Raw genomic sequence first — 14435 nt, 5'->3', positions numbered from 1 at the left:
CTCACCGGGGCGTCGTCTCCGGACGTGCCGGAACGGGACGACGTGCGGTCGCGACGCCACCGATCGGCGTCGGCGTCTGCCACCCCGCGGCGGCTGCGGCGGGACGCGGCGCCTTGCGGCGGCTCGCACGGGCGAGCACGACTGCGCCCAACCCGGCCGTCGCGGCCACCCAGGCAATCGCGAACGCGGCCGCGCGCGCGATGACCGCGGCGTTGCCCGACGCCTGCAAGCCGGCGGCGATGAACCACGGAGCGAAGAGCAGCACCGCGCCAGGCAGCAGGGCACGGAGCAGCGCCCCGCGATCGTTCTCTGCCGCGCTTCGGAACACCGCGCGACCGATCATCAGCGCCGTGGCCAGCCAGCCCAGCGTGATGAGGCCAACGAGGGCAACAGGCGCGGCGACGAGCACGAACGGAATGAGCAGGATGCCGACGAGCGTCACCGCCAAAGCCGTAATGGTCAGGAGCAGCAGTGGCAGGAAGCCCAGTTCCGCGGCGACGCCGATGGCGAAGGCCTTGGAGAAGTCGCGTTCCAGCGTGCGCACGGTGTCGTCGAGCTGACGCCCCGAAAGCACCAGCGCGAGCAGGCCGACCACGAGGAGCATTGCCGCCCACCCCGCGGCGAGCGCGAGGGCCTCGCCGGTGGTGCGCGGCGGCTTAGCCACCGTGGTCGCTGCCACGGGCCGCGCGCCGAGGGCACCACGTACGCGTCCGCCCTCGACGATCACGCGCCCACGCCACGCAGTGGCCGAGCCATGCACGTCGGCGCCCTCCCGCACGATGACATCGCCGAAGAGTGCCGTGACGTTGCCGAACACCGTGCCGCGGATGTCGGCATCCCCGCGGATCACCACCAGCGGACCGCGCAGGGTATCCCCAGCGGCGACGCGCGCGGTGTCGTCGTAGGTCAAATCGCCGCGGATCTGCAGCCCATCCGTGGTGAGGCCGAGGACTCGGAGGGCGTGGCGGGTGGAGTCATCGAGGGCGGCGCTGGACACCTGCGCCGACAGCGCGACCGGGCCCAGGGCCAAGGTCGCGACGAGCAGTCTGAGGATGCGCATCGGGTCAGCCCCGATTGGCGCGGGCCGCCGCAGCCAACCGGCGGAAGGCGAGGATCGCGAAGATCGCCGATCCGGCGAGGGCCGCTGCTCCAGCCGCGATGGTCGTGCCATCGCCGAGCGCCCCTGCCATCGTGCGGACTGCGGCAGCGACGCTGCCCCAAGCCCCACGTCCGCCCTGCTCGAGCGCCGCGCCGGCGCTCCAGCCCAGGAGATCGGCCTTGAAGGCCAGCCACAGCGCGCCACCCGAAATCGTCGTGGCCGCGAGCCCCGCACCCGTCGCCGCGAGCACGCGCATTCCCGTGCTCTCGGGGACGAGCCGCTTCGCCGACTCCACCAGCGCCACGTGCCAAGGTTCGATCACCTGGACGTTGGTCATCACGCGGTCGGCGAAGCCGTGTCGCGGGGCGAAGTGAGGCAGGGCATCGAGCTGCCCGACGACGGCCTGGAGCGCCGAGAGACGCTCGGCGCACTCGGGGCAGGTCTCGACATGCGCCTTGAGGGGCGCCAGGCCGAAGCCGGCGTCCCCGTCGACGAGTAGGTCGAGCTCGTTGGGCAGTAGGTGGCGGTGGTGCATTGGGATCTCCTGGTGGTGCGTACGTCTCTCGTCTTGCTTCGGTTTCAGCGCGATTTGGCGGGCTGGGAGAGGGGAGAGGGCGGTAGGGGCGGGGGGAGGGAGACGTCTCTCTGGGAGAGGTTGGGACCGACGGGAGGGGTTCGGTCTAAGTTCGGCTTCCAGCCCTCTCCCAAACCCCGCCCGTCTCCCCCCCATCTCCCCCATTCCCGTCTCTCCATCTCCGCCCCTACATCCCTCTCCCATCTCCCACTCATTCACGCAGGTGCTCCAGCGCTTCCCGCAATTGGTGCCTGGCCCGATGGATGTAGGTCTTCACGGTTCCCAGCGGCAGGTCCAAGGTTGCCGCGATCTCCTCGTAGCTCCGTCCCTCGACGTGCCGGAGCATGATGCAGTTTCGGTATTCCGGCCGGAGCTGCGCGATGGCCTGCTCGATGATGGCCCCGAGCTCGCGCGAGGCGAGTTCGTCGAGCGGGCTTTCGGCGCTGTCGGAGAGCTCGATCGACGTGGCCTCCACCTCGGCGGCGGTGCTGGCGTGGGGCGAGCCGTCGATGGAGATGGTGTCGAGCTGGCGTTTGCGGAGGAAATCGATCGCGACGTTGTTGGCGATCTTGAACAGCCAGCTCGAGAACTTGAACTCGGGCCGGTACTTGTCGAGGTGATTCAGGACCTTGATGAACGAGTCCTGCGCGAGGTCCTCGGCGGCGGCGCTGTCGCGCACCATGCGATAGATGAGCGAGAAGACCGGCCGCTCATAGCGACGGATCAGCTCGCGGAAGGCGCTCTCGTTGCCACGCTGCGCGAGGCTGACGACGTCCGCGTCGGGGAGATTGGGCAGGTCGAGAGTTTGGCGCGCCATTCGCTGGACAGAAACTTGCCCGTACGTCACGCGCCGGGCAACTTTCACCTCTATGACGACAGCGCTCGACCAAGAGGCGCGCGAGGCAGATGCCGCCGCCCAGGGCGCGTCGGTGCAGGGGAAGCGCACGTACGTGCAGCGCATCTTCTCCGAGATCGCGCCGCGCTATGACCTGCTGAACCGACTGCTCTCGCTGGGCATCGACCGCCGCTGGCGGAAGGTCGCGCTCAAGCGGCTGTCTTGGACGCAGTCCCCACGCGGCGTGTATCTCGATCTCTGTGCGGGAACGCTCGACGTGGGCACCGAGTTGTCCAAGCGCGAGGGCTTCGAGGGCAAGATCGTCGGGGCGGACTTCGCGCAGCCGATGTTGCAGGCCGGGGTGGGCAAGGCGCCGCGGGAGGTGTTGGTGCCCGTCGTGGCCGACGCGATGGCACTGCCGTTCCGGAAGGATGCGTTCGACGGCGCGATCGTCGCCTTCGGCATCCGCAACGTCGCCGACCTTGGCGCCGGGCTGCGTGAAGTGCATCGGGTGCTGAAGCCCGGTGCGCGCTTCGTGATCCTCGAGTTCTCGACGCCGCGGGTTCCGCTGGTGCGGGCGGCGTACCTGTTCTACTTCCACCGCATCCTGCCGTTGATCGGCCGCGCCATCAGCGGGCACAAGACGGCGTACACGTACCTGCCGAAGTCGGTGGCCAACTTCCCGGAGACGGAGAAGCTCGCCGCAGCGATGACGGCTGCCGGATTCCGCGACGTGACCTGGGAGACGCTCACCTTCGGCATCTCCGCCGTGCACGTCGGCACCAAGTAAGCCCCACTCCCCCCTGCCGTGACCCAGACGCTCGACACCCTGCAGGAGTTCATCGCCGCCATCGACGCGGCCGGCGAACTCGTGCGCATCACGCGCCCCGTGTCGGTGCATCTCGAGATGTGCGAGATCGCCGACCGCACGATGAAGCTGCCCGGCGGCGGCCCCGCGTTGCTGTTCGAGAAGCCGATCCTGCGCGACGGCTCCGTCTCGCAGTTCCCGGTGGCGATCAACCTGTTCGGCTCGATGTCGCGCATGGCGCTCGCGCTCGGCGTGAAGCAACTCGACGAGCACGGTGACCGCATCACGAAGCTGATGGACCTCAAGGTCCCCGAGGGCTTCCTTGGCAAGCTGCAGCTGTTGCCGCGCCTGCTGGAGATCTCGAAGTTCCCGCCGCGCATGGCCTCGGGCACGCCGAGCTGCCAGGAAATCGTGTGGAAGGGCGACGAGATCGACCTCGACAAGATCCCCGTGCTCACGACCTGGCCGGAGGATGGCGGGCCCTTCCTCACGATGACGGCGGTGGTGAGCAAGGATCCGAAGCGCGGCATCCGCAACGTCGGCATGTACCGCGTGCAGCAGATGGGCAAGAAGCACGTGGCGATGCACTGGCAGCGCCACAAGACGGGCGCCGAGCATTGGCGACAGATGGCGGAGAAGGGCGAGAAGATGCCGGTGTGCATCATCATCGGCTCTGATCCCGCATCGATGTACTCGGCGAGTGCGCCCCTGCCTCCGAACGTGGACGAGTTCATCTTCGCGGGCTTCCTGCGCAAGGCGCCGGTGAAGCTCACGAAGGCCGTGACCTGCGATCTGGAAGTGCCGGCGGACGCGGAGATCGTGATCGAGGGCTACATCGATCCGGCGGAGGAGCTGGTGGTCGAGGGGCCGTTCGGCGACCACACGGGCTACTACTCCGAGGCGGACCTGTACCCGCGCGTGCACGTCACCGCGGTGACGATGCGCAAGAATGCCGTCTACTCGGCGACGATCGTCGGGCGGCCGCCGATGGAGGACTTCTATCTCGGGCACGCTACGGAGCGGATCTTCCTCCCGCTGCTCAAGCTGACGACGCCGGAGATCGTCGACTATCACATGCCGGCCGAGGGCGTGTTCCACAACCTCGTGCTGGTGAGCATCAAGAAGCAGTATCCGGGCCACGCGTACAAGACGATGAACGCGCTCTGGGGCGCGGGCCTGATGTCGCTGGCCAAGGTGATCGTCGTGGTGGACGAGTGGGTGAACGTGCGCAATCCGCAGGAGGCCTGGTGGGTGGCGCTCAACAACATCGATCCCGAGCGCGACACGCGCTTCACGATGGGGCCGGTGGACGTGCTCGATCACGCGAGCCGGGCGTTCACCTATGGCTCGAAGATGGGCATCGACGGCACGAAGAAGTGGCCGGAGGAGGGCTTCACGCGGAACTGGCCGACGGTGATCGAGATGGATGCTGCGACCAAGGCCAAGGTGGACGCGTACTGGGCCTCGCTGGGGATCGAGAAGAAGTGAGCGCGACGGCGACGCATACGGGTGGCGGACGCGAAGGGCAGACCTTCGCGGGCGAAGGGCGCATCGCGCGTTGGATGAGCTTCGTGAAGCTGCCGCACACGGTGTTCGCGTTGCCGTTCGCGATGGTGGGCGTGACGATCGCCTCGCTGGAGTGGGAGATCACTTGGGCGATGCTGGGCTGGGTGGTGCTGGCGTTCACGGCGGCGCGCTGGGTGGCGATGGCGGTGAATCGCATCGTGGACCGCGAGTTCGACCGCAAGAATCCGCGTACGGCGCAGCGGGAGATCCCGCGCGGGGCGATCCACGTGCGTGACGCGTGGATCACGGTAGTGATTGCCGCGGCGCTGTTCGTGTGGGCGGCGGCACAGCTGAATCCGCTCTGTCTCTACCTCTCGCCGGTGGCGCTGGCGTGGGTCTGCTTCTATTCGTTCACGAAGCGCTTCACGCGGTACGCGCACCTGGTGCTGGGGTTGGGGCTCGCCATCGCGCCGGTGGGCGGGTATCTGGCCGTGACCGGCGCGTGGAGCCAGCCGTGGTGGCTGCTGATCGCCATCACCCTCGGCGTGATGACGTGGAGCGGAGGATTCGACGTGCTTTATGCGCTGCCGGACATCGAGTTCGATCGCTCGCAGGGGCTGCACTCGATTCCGGCGAGCGTCGGTGTCCCGCGCGCCATCGTGATCGCGCGCGTGCTGCACGTGGTGACCGTGCTCGCCCTCGGGGCGACGGTCTGGGCCTCGGGGCTGGGCTGGCTCGCGTGGGCCGGGGTGTCGGCGGTCGGCATCCTGCTGGCCTACGAGCACTCCTTGGTGCACAGCGATGACCTCAGCAAGCTCGATGCAGCCTTCTTCACGATGAACGGCGTGATCTCGATGACCTTCTTGGCGTTCGTGCTGGCGGACCGGATGCTGCTCGCATGATGCGCCCCGCTTCGGCCGACGCGCCGTTGGTGATGGCGATTACCGGTGCGTCCGGTGCGCCGTATGGTATCCGCCTGCTCGAGCAGCTGCTGGTGGCCGAGCGTCGCGTGTCGCTGATCGTGAGCTCGCATGGCTTTCGGCTGCTCCGGACGGAGAGCGAGGTCGGCGATCTCGCGGGACTGCGTGCGGCGGTCGGAGCGGAGCGTTTCGATCGGCTCGTGACGGTGTTCGACGATGGCGATCGCGGCGCGGCGCCGGCGTCGGGTTCGTCGCTGGCGGGCGGCATGGTCATCTGCCCCTGCTCGATGGGGACGCTGGCGAGCATCGCCGCGGGGACCTCGCGCTCGCTCGTCGAGCGCGCTGCCGACGTCGCGCTCAAGGAACGGCGGCCGCTGCTGCTGGTGACGCGGGAGACGCCGCTCTCGCTGATCCACCTGGAGAACATGCGGCGCGTGACGATGGCCGGGGCAACGGTCATGCCGGCCGCGCCCGGGTTCTACAATCGGCCGACGACGATCGATGAGATGGTGGATTTCATCGTCGCGCGGGCGTTGGATCACCTCGGCGTGCCGAATACGCTCGCACCGCGCTGGGGCGAGTCCGCGAACGACTGACGTGCCCGTGCCGACCACGCCGAGCGCATGGTGACCGCCCCGATCCGCGTCGGCTTGATCAGCGACACGCACGGCCTGCTCCGCCCGCAGGTGCATGAGGTCTTCGCCGGGGTGGACCGCATCCTGCACGCCGGCGACGTCTGCAGCGACACGATCCTGGTGGAGCTCGGGCTGATCGCGCCGACGCAGGCCGTGTACGGCAACTGCGATGACCCCTGGGATCCCTCGCTGCGCGAGGCGCTCGACGTCGAGATCGGCGGCCTGCGCATTCACGTGCAGCACGGGCACGAGTTGGGCCGGCCGCGGCCAGCCCAAGTCGCCGCGGCCTATGAAGCCGACGTGTGCGTGTACGGCCACACGCACAAGCAGGTGATCGAGCGCGTCGACGGGCGGTTGGTCATCAACCCCGGCGCGGCCGGGCCGCGGCGCTTCGACCTCAAGCCCTGCGTGGCGATCCTGACGATCGCCGATGGGGCGGCCAGCGCGGAGCTCGTCGAGCTCGCATACTAGCCGCCCGCGGCGCTACATCACGGCGACCGCACCTCGAGCGTGTACGCACCCGTGCCGCCCGCCGACAGCGCGTTCGCGATGATCACATAGGTGCCGGTGCGCGGCAGCGTCACGCTCACGCGGGCGTCGGTGCCGCTGCCGCCGTCGTCGTCGGTAGCGATCGCCGCACTGCCGCCCAGCTCGCCGAAGTGCAGGTAGGCATCGAACGCGCGGGAGCGCAGCGTGATCGAGACCTTGTCGCCCTGGAAGCCGTTGAAGTAGTAGACGTCCAGGTACGTGTTATCGGTGAGCTTGAGATCGCTCGCGGAGAGCGCGCCCTGCACGGTGGCGCCCATGCGCACGATGCGTGACTCATCGAGCGGAAGTGCAAAGATCTGCGCGGCCGTCATCGGCGCCGCGCTCGTCGCGGCGGCAGCGCCGCGCTCGCTGCCCGCGGATGCGCCGCCGCGCGCGGTGTTGGCCGCGGCCGCGCCAAGCAGGCCGCCGAGTGCCGCGCCGCGGCGGGCGTCGGCGTTCGAGCCCGCGCCCTGGGTGACCGCCGCCGGTACGCGATCCGATTCGACCTGCAACGTGTAGTTGCCCGACGCGTCGCTGCCGATGGTGTTCGCGATGATGACGTACATGTCATCGGCGGGGAGCGTCTGGCGGATGCGGGAGTTCAACCCGCCGCCGCCGTCGTCGTCGGAGGCGAGCACGCGCGACGCGCCCTGGCGGCCGAGGAGCAGGAACGAGTCGAAGCCCCCGGCGGTCTGCGTGACCGTGATGCGCTCGCCACGCGAGCCCTGGTAGTACCACACGCCGACGCGCGTGCCGTCGTCGAGCAGGAGGCTCTGGCTGCCCAGCGTGCCGCTGACGGGCTCGTTCGGGGCAATCACGCGCGACAAGTCGGGTTCGAGCGCGAGGATCTGCGCGCGCGAAAGCCGCGTCCCGGCCGTCGGCCGCGGCGGAGCCGCGCCGCCTCGCGTCACGGGCGGTGTCGACGGGTTCGCGGCTGGCCGCGAGGGCGTCGAGGGTGTAGTCGGCGCCTGCGTGGCGACCGTCGCGCCGGGGAATCCGGTCGGGAACCCGAACGGCTGCGCAACAGGAGCGCCGCGCTGGCCGTCGTAGAGTGGCGTGACGACGATGTCGATGCTTCCCGTGCGTTCGGTCGCGACCACCGGCACGAACACCTGCTCGCTCACGCGTCCACCAAAGTCGCCGAGGACGACTTCGCGCATGCGGGCGCCGGCATCGTCCACGAAGGCCACGCCCGGCGCGCGCAGTTCGATGCGCAAGCGCGCATTGCGGGCCGTGCCCTCGCCCCTGTTGTTGGCGATGAGGACGAGGTTGATCGTGCGGCTCGGCGCCAACGTCGGCGCGCCACCGGCGTCCTCGACGTACGCGCTGAGGACGATGAAATCCGGCTCTTGGGCCTGCAGGCGAGCAGCGCCGGAGGAAAGGGCGACGAGGGCGGTGAGGAGGACCGCGGCCCGCTTAGCGAGCACGGGGGCCAGGCTTCGCGGGCGGGGCAAACGCTTCAAGAGCATCGATGAACGTGTCGGGGTCGATGGGCTTCGAGAGAAAGCCCGCAGCACCCAGCGTCCGTACCCGGTCGTGCATCGCAGGGTCCGTCGTGGCGCTTACCACGAGCACGGGGATGAGTGCGGTCCTGGCAGACTGCTTGAGCTTGGCCAGCGTGGTCGTGCCGTCGCCGGCGGGCATCTGCAGGTCGAGCACGATCATGTCCGGCGCGGGGCTGCGCATCGCCGCCATCAGCGCGCTGGCGCCGTCGTATGCCGGGATGGCCTGATGGCCGGAGGCCACCAGCATCTGGCAGGCGAGCTGGGAGAACTGCCGATCGTCGTCGGCGACGAGAATGCGCATACTGGGAAGTTCCCCAGTCCCCCCCGAGGCCGCAAGTCATGGTGGGGAGTGGATTTACTCCCCATGCGCGGTGCTCAGCGCGGCGGCGCGGTCCGTCGCAGGTGCATCTCGATGGTCTGGATCGGGCGAGCGCCAGATCGCTCGTAGTGACCGACTTCGTGCCAGGTGCTGTCGGTGAGGGCGATCACGTAGCGCACGCGGCCGCCCGGCACCGGGAATCCCCAGACGATCGTGTCGGGGCGGATCTCGATCTCCGGCTCGACCGAGTTGCCGTCGCGGTGGGTGCGCATGCGGACGCGGTTGGCCTGGGGATCGAACCAGATGGTGGCTGCCGCCTCGAACACGATCGCACGGCTCTGCGGATTCCGACCCGTGCCGCGGATCTGGATGACGGTCCCGGCGGCACCGAAGACGACGTCTTCGTGCTGCCGCACGGCGATCGGCTCGCCCGGTCCTTCCCAAGCCCGGGCATCGCCCTCCCACTGGCCCACGATGCGCTGGATCGGCGCGAGGGCCTCGCGTGAGCGGCGCATCAGTGCGGCGGGGTCCGGCGCCTGCGCGCTGAGCGCGGTGGCCGAGACGGCAAGGAGAGTGATGGCGGTGCGTAGCGGCACGACGAGGCTCCGGATGGAAGATGCCGAGAATCTGCGGACCGTCGCAGCACAGCGCTTGAACGAACGCGACATCTCGCTCAGGGGCGTACGTTACGGTGCTCGATGGCGTCGAGTCGCTCCGCCACGTGTGAGGGGGCGAGGCCGACCAAGGCGCGAAACTCGCGCGTGAGGTGCGCGTGGTCGGCGAATCCCGTCTCGGCGGCGATCGCCGACCAGCCGCCCTCATGCTGCAGGCGGAGGGCGATGGATTCGCGCAAGCGCCGGATGCGCGCCCAGTCGCGCAGCGTCACGCCTGTGAGTTGGGCGAAGCGTCGCTGGAGTTGGCGCAAGCCGAGGCCCGCCTCCGACGCGACCGTGGCCATCGCAACGTCCCCGCGCTGCGCCGTGATGAACCGCAGGGCGCGTCGCACGGCGGCATCGGGCTGCGACCAGGCTGGCTGCCGGGGACGCAGCAGCGCATCGAAGGCGGACACCACGGGCGCAGCCTCGCGGGCATCGCAGGCTTCGAGCAGGGGCGCGGCCCACGTCGCGATGGACGGATCGGCGGGGCCCGTGCGGTCACGGAGCTGTCCGGCAGCGAGTCCCAGGACGGCGGCGCTGCAATCGGGCCAGAGGCGCAGGCCCCACATCACGCTGTGCGGCCGCAACGGTGGTTGCATCGCGGTGACGCGCGGCCCGGTGCAGAAGATGCGCGGGCCGGGCGAGGGCGTCGCCAGCAGTGCGATGGACGTGCAGCCATCGGGCCAGACCGTGTGCGGCGCTGCGTCCGGTCCATGCGCGCCGACGGAGAACCGCCAGTAGTTGAGCAGCCAGGGCCGCAGCGCGGCGTCGACGGCGAACTCCTCGTAGCGCAGCGTCGGCATCAGGCGCTGCGGGCGGCCAGTGCAGTGCCGAGCGGCGTCGTGCGCTCGAGCTCCTTGGCGTGCTTGCGAAACCACCCGGCGACGAGAAGGACCTCGTCCACTTCATGGCCAGGCACGGTCTGGGCCTGCGCACGCGTGCGTCCACCGGGAGCTTCCAAGGCCTTTGCCTCGAGGGCCGCGTGCTCGGCGGCCGACCGTGGTGCCGGCCCCTCGGCGCGGACGACGCCGCGGCGGATCACGTAGGCACGGTCTTCGCCCTTCACGCCGGGAACCACGTACGTGAACGAGAGGGATTCGAGCGCGAAGCGCAGCCGTGCGAACTGCTCGCGCAGCGACTCCAGCCGCTGGAGCTTGTCGCGCCAGAACGCGGCACGCTCGAAGTCCAAGGTCTCGCTGGCCTGCTCCATGCGGCTGCGCAGCAAGCGCACCGGCGCGTCCTCGGCGCCCTCGAGGAAGCCACGCGCCGCGGCGAACGCGGCGTCGTACTCGGCTTCGCGCACGGCGCCCACGCACGGGCCGAGGCAGCGGCCGATCTCGTGGCGGATGCAGCCCGGCGTCCGCGAAGGCAGGTCGAGGAGTTCGGGTTGGTCGGCGAAGAACATCGGCGTGTCGAGCGCGCAGTCGCGGAGGCCGAGCGCATCGTTGAGCTCGCGAATGGCCTCGCCGAGCTGGAAGGCACCGCGGAAGGGCCCGAAGTAGGTGCCGTGCTCGTCGTTGCCGGCACCGCGCACGACGTGGAGGCGCGGCGCCGGGCCGCGCGAGATGCGCACGAAGGCGTGATACCGCGCGTCGCGCTTCATCGCGACGTTGTAACGCGGGCGCAGCTGCTTGATGAGGCGCAACTCGCGGAGCAGCGCGGCAAACTCGCTGGGCAATGGCTCCCACTCGAGCGTGGCGGCTTCGCGGAGGATGCGCGCGCCTTTGTCGGCGGGGAACTTCGCGCGGAAGTAGCTGAGCAGACGCGTGCGCAGGGCCTTCGACTTGCCGACATAGATCACTTCGCCCTCGGCGGAGGTCATGCGATACACGCCGGGCACGTCGCGCGCCGTGTCCTTGACGAGCGCGAGCATGTTGTCGATGCGCATCTCGACGTCCTTGGGGGGCGCGAGCGGGCCGCGGCGGCGACGGCGGCGGGGGCTCATCGCTGGCAGCTCCGGCACCACACCGTCGAGCGCCCTTCGAGCCTGTGCGTCTCCTGCAGCGTCTCGCCGCAGCGGAGGCAGGCAGCGCCACCACGGCCGTAGACCTTGAGCTCCCGCGCGTAGCCGCCGCGGCCGCCGTAGGCGTCCTGGAAGTCGCGAAACGTCGTGCCGCGCAGCGCGATGCTCGCGGTGAGGATCTCGCGCAGGGCGTCGAGCAACCGTGCGGCTTCGGCGCGCGTCACCGCGCTCGCACGGCGCGCCGGGCGGATGCCCGAATGCCAGAGCGCTTCGTTGGCGTAGATGTTGCCGACGCCGGCCAGTCGCTTCTGGTCCATCAAGACGGATTTCACGGCGCGGCTCGACCCCCGAAGGATTCCCGAAAATCGCTCGGCGGTAAGGGCTGGGTCAAGCGGCTCGGGTCCGAGGCTGGCGTCCCACGTTCGGTACTCGTCCGGCATGAGCAGGGAGACGGTGCCGAGCCGGCGGACGTCCACATACTGCAGCGATTGCCCGTCAGTGAGCAGGAACTGCACGCAGCAGTAGGGATGCCTGTCTGCGTGCGGATCGCGCGAGAGCAGCAGCGCGCCCGTGAAGCGCGGCACCACGACGAGGCGATCGCCGGTCGCGAACTCGAGCACGATGGCCTTCGCGCGGCGGAAGACGCGCGTCAGCGGGCTCCCGATGAAGTGCGGCGTCTCGGGCCGGTCGATTGGCGTGCCGCGCACGACGTCCGCGCGCGCGACATTCACCGTGCGGATGACCGCCCCTCGCAGTGCCGCGTCGAGGTCGCGGGCGATGGTCTCGGTTTCGGGGAGTTCAGGCATCGCGCGGGTGGGCGCGTAGCGCGCCGCTCAGCGCGCGCGTGCGAGTTCGCGCCAGCCGATATCGCGGCGGAGTTGGCGTCCCGTGAACTGCACGCGCTCCGCGAAGCCGCGGCTCTTGGCCTGCGCCTCGGCGAGCGTCGGCGCGACGGCCGTCACTGCGAGGACGCGACCACCGGCGGTGACGAGCTCGCCCTTCGCATTGGTCGCGGTGCCGGCGTGAAAGACCGTCACGCCGGGATCGGCGCTCGGCAACGTGATGACATCGCCGCTGCGCGCAGTGCCGGGATATCCCTCGGCGGCCACGACAGTCGTGATCGCCGCGCCGGTCTTCCATGCGAGCGCGGGCAACGCCGCGATGGACCGTCCCTCGGCAATCGCCTGCATCGGCTCGAGCAACGACGAGGCCATCATCGGCAGCACGGCCTGCGTCTCGGGATCGCCGAAGCGGCAATTGAACTCCACCACCTTCGGGCCGTCCTTCGTGAGCATCAGGCCGGCATAGAGCAAGCCCGTGAACGCGCAGCCTTCGGCGCGCATCGCGGCAAGCATCGGCAGGATGATGGTTTCGCGTACGCGTGCCACGAGCTCCGGCGTGCACGTCGAGACGGGCAAGTACGCACCCATGCCGCCGGTGTTCGGGCCCGTGTCGCCCTCGCCAATGCGCTTGTGGTCCTGCGCGCCGAGCATCGTGAGCGCGTGCGTGCCGTCGGTCAGGGCGAAGAGCGACAACTCTTCGCCTTCCATAAACTCTTCGATCAGCACCTCGGCGCCCGCGTCGCCGAAGACCTTGGCGTCGAGCATGTCGTCAACGGCGGCCTCGGCTTCGGCAACGCTCATCGCGACGATCACGCCCTTGCCGGCGGCGATGCCGCTGGCCTTCACGACGACCGGTGCGCCGAGGCGACGGATCTCGGCCTTCGCGTCGGGAATGGTGGTGAACGTGCGCGCACTGGCCGTCGGGATGCCGTGCTTCAGCATCAAGTCCTTGGCGAAGCGCTTCGATGTTTCCACGCGCGCAGCGGCAGCCGTGGGCCCGAAGATCGGGCGGCCAGCGGTGCGAAATCGGTCGACGATGCCCAGCGACAGCGGCGCCTCGGGGCCGACGACCGTGAACGTGACCTGCTCGCGCTCGGCGAGCGCGAGCAGGCCGTCCACGTCCGTGGCTTTCACATTGAGGCAGCGGCCGATCCCGGCGATGCCGGGGTTGCCGGGGGCCGCGAGGATCTCGGCGGCGGGGTTGTCGTGCTTGAGCTTCCAAGCGAGCGCGTGTTCGCGCCCGCCCCCGCCGACGATCAGGATCCTCACCGCGCTCCGCCCTTCATGGCATCCGTGAAGGCGTCCTTCGCGCGCTTCGCGGTGTCGGAGAGCTTGTCGACGGCGGCCTTCGCCTGGTCACCGTAGTACGACGCACCCTTCTTGATGTCGTCGCCGAGGTGCTCGCCGGGCTTCACGTCCGCACGCCGAACGTACTCGCCGGCGAGGATCTTGGCGTAGTCGCCGCTGGCCATCCAGCGCTGTAGCTCGCCGGCGCGGACCGTGAAGAAGGGATGCGAGCGGAACGCCGTGTTGATGGCCTTGAGGACGGTGTCCCACGCGGAGTCGTCCACTTCGTACTCGCGCGACTGTTCCTTGAACGCCTCGACGTCGAGCGTGTCCCCGAACTCGCGGCCGCCGGCCATCTTCATGAAGCTGGTGAGCACGACGTCCGGATCCTGCGTGCCGAGCAGCGCGGCGCGGTCGCAGGAGAGTTCGCTCTTGCGGTACCACTCCAGCAGGGCGAGCTGGAAGGGAAGGATGGCGACGCCGGCGAGGAAGGGCAGGTTGCCCATGCCGAGCATGAGGATGATCTGCGCGATGGTGCGGTAGGTGACGTGCCCGCTCATCACGTGGCCGAGCTCGTGCGCGAGGATCACGCGCAGCTCCTCGCGCGTGAGATGCTCGATGGCGGCGGAGTTGATCACCACGAAGGGCTCGCCGAAGCCGACGGCGCCCGCGTTGATGGTCGGCGTCTGCGTGACGTAGAGCTGCGGACGCGTCGGCCAGTCCATCGTCTGCAGGACTTCGGTCCACAGCGCGTCGAGCTGCGGGCGCTGCGTGGGCCCGACGCGCACCGCCGAGGCGAGGAACAGATGGCGCACGCCGCGCTCGCCGAAGGCCTTGGCGAAGGCGTTGATCGCGGTGTCGAAGCCCGGCAACGCGCGCATCGCGGCCAGCGCGGCGCGGTCGGCGGGATGCTCCCAGGTCTGGGACGCGATGTCAGTGAGAACGGTGCGCGCCATCG

Annotated in this window: 16 protein-coding genes; 5 read left to right on the top strand and 11 right to left on the bottom strand. The window is 69.6% G+C overall.

What is annotated here, in order from left to right; genetic code table 11:
• Position 1 precedes the first annotated feature (1 nt).
• From Strain318_RS11375 to Strain318_RS11365, 3 genes are all read right to left on the bottom strand, one after another.
• A complete protein-coding gene (locus Strain318_RS11375) occupies positions 2–1060 on the bottom strand; it encodes a bactofilin family protein (protein ID WP_367885816.1) in 1059 nt (352 codons plus the stop codon).
• A gap of 4 nt (positions 1061–1064) precedes the next feature.
• Entirely contained in the window at positions 1065–1634 is a 570-nt protein-coding gene (locus tag Strain318_RS11370) for an anti-sigma factor (protein WP_367885815.1), read from the bottom strand.
• A 250-nt stretch (positions 1635–1884) separates the two neighbouring features.
• Complete coding sequence (locus Strain318_RS11365; protein WP_367885814.1) at positions 1885–2490, bottom strand: RNA polymerase sigma factor; 606 nt, start codon at positions 2488–2490, stop codon at positions 1885–1887.
• A 52-nt stretch (positions 2491–2542) separates the two neighbouring features.
• Here Strain318_RS11365 and ubiE point away from each other — a divergent pair, with 52 nt between their 5' ends.
• From ubiE to Strain318_RS11340, 5 genes are read left to right on the top strand one after another with little or no spacing between them, the layout of a single operon-like run.
• On the top strand, positions 2543–3298 hold the full coding sequence (gene ubiE, locus Strain318_RS11360; protein ID WP_367885813.1) for a bifunctional demethylmenaquinone methyltransferase/2-methoxy-6-polyprenyl-1,4-benzoquinol methylase UbiE: 756 nt from the start codon (positions 2543–2545) through the stop codon (positions 3296–3298).
• Between the two features lie 18 nt (positions 3299–3316).
• The gene (locus Strain318_RS11355) at positions 3317–4804 is read left to right on the top strand and encodes a menaquinone biosynthesis decarboxylase (protein WP_367885812.1); all 1488 of its coding nucleotides are present in this window, start codon (positions 3317–3319) and stop codon (positions 4802–4804) included.
• Positions 4801–5724: a UbiA-like polyprenyltransferase gene (locus tag Strain318_RS11350; RefSeq protein ID WP_367885811.1), complete on the top strand. Its 924-nt coding sequence runs from the start codon at positions 4801–4803 to the stop codon at positions 5722–5724. The genes Strain318_RS11355 and Strain318_RS11350 overlap by 4 nt, the downstream gene beginning before the upstream one ends.
• Positions 5721–6338 (top strand): UbiX family flavin prenyltransferase, encoded by a 618-nt coding sequence (locus tag Strain318_RS11345; RefSeq protein WP_367885810.1) that lies wholly within the window; start codon positions 5721–5723, stop codon positions 6336–6338. The genes Strain318_RS11350 and Strain318_RS11345 overlap by 4 nt, the downstream gene beginning before the upstream one ends.
• A 27-nt stretch (positions 6339–6365) precedes the next feature.
• Positions 6366–6848, top strand: coding sequence for a metallophosphoesterase family protein (locus Strain318_RS11340; RefSeq protein ID WP_367885809.1), 483 nt, complete (start codon positions 6366–6368; stop codon positions 6846–6848).
• Between the two features lie 17 nt (positions 6849–6865).
• Here Strain318_RS11340 and Strain318_RS11335 read toward each other — a convergent pair whose 3' ends face one another.
• From Strain318_RS11335 to Strain318_RS11300, 8 genes are all read right to left on the bottom strand, one after another.
• On the bottom strand, positions 6866–8332 hold the full coding sequence (locus tag Strain318_RS11335) for a PPC domain-containing protein (RefSeq protein WP_367885808.1): 1467 nt from the start codon (positions 8330–8332) through the stop codon (positions 6866–6868).
• The gene (locus tag Strain318_RS11330; RefSeq protein ID WP_367885807.1) at positions 8322–8711 is read right to left on the bottom strand and encodes a response regulator; all 390 of its coding nucleotides are present in this window, start codon (positions 8709–8711) and stop codon (positions 8322–8324) included. The genes Strain318_RS11335 and Strain318_RS11330 overlap by 11 nt, the downstream gene beginning before the upstream one ends.
• Positions 8712–8785: 74 nt before the next feature.
• The gene (locus Strain318_RS11325; protein WP_367885806.1) at positions 8786–9325 is read right to left on the bottom strand and encodes a hypothetical protein; all 540 of its coding nucleotides are present in this window, start codon (positions 9323–9325) and stop codon (positions 8786–8788) included.
• A gap of 77 nt (positions 9326–9402) precedes the next feature.
• Positions 9403–10188, bottom strand: a complete 786-nt coding sequence (locus tag Strain318_RS11320; protein WP_367885805.1) for an AraC family transcriptional regulator — start codon at positions 10186–10188, stop codon at positions 9403–9405.
• Complete coding sequence (locus Strain318_RS11315; RefSeq protein WP_367885804.1) at positions 10188–11330, bottom strand: UvrB/UvrC motif-containing protein; 1143 nt, start codon at positions 11328–11330, stop codon at positions 10188–10190. Before Strain318_RS11315 ends, Strain318_RS11320 begins: the two co-directional genes overlap by 1 nt.
• Entirely contained in the window at positions 11327–12154 is an 828-nt protein-coding gene (gene mutM / locus Strain318_RS11310; protein WP_367885803.1) for a bifunctional DNA-formamidopyrimidine glycosylase/DNA-(apurinic or apyrimidinic site) lyase, read from the bottom strand. The genes Strain318_RS11315 and mutM overlap by 4 nt, the downstream gene beginning before the upstream one ends.
• A gap of 27 nt (positions 12155–12181) precedes the next feature.
• Entirely contained in the window at positions 12182–13459 is a 1278-nt protein-coding gene (gene purD / locus Strain318_RS11305; protein ID WP_367885802.1) for a phosphoribosylamine--glycine ligase, read from the bottom strand.
• The gene (locus Strain318_RS11300) at positions 13456–14433 is read right to left on the bottom strand and encodes a M48 family metallopeptidase (protein ID WP_367885801.1); all 978 of its coding nucleotides are present in this window, start codon (positions 14431–14433) and stop codon (positions 13456–13458) included. The genes purD and Strain318_RS11300 overlap by 4 nt, the downstream gene beginning before the upstream one ends.
• Positions 14434–14435: the final 2 nt, after the last annotated feature.

This window comes from Pseudogemmatithrix spongiicola (genome assembly GCF_030623445.1).
Lineage (GTDB): Bacteria > Gemmatimonadota > Gemmatimonadetes > Gemmatimonadales > Gemmatimonadaceae > Pseudogemmatithrix > Pseudogemmatithrix spongiicola.
This window is presented reverse-complemented; position numbering and strand designations above follow the sequence as displayed.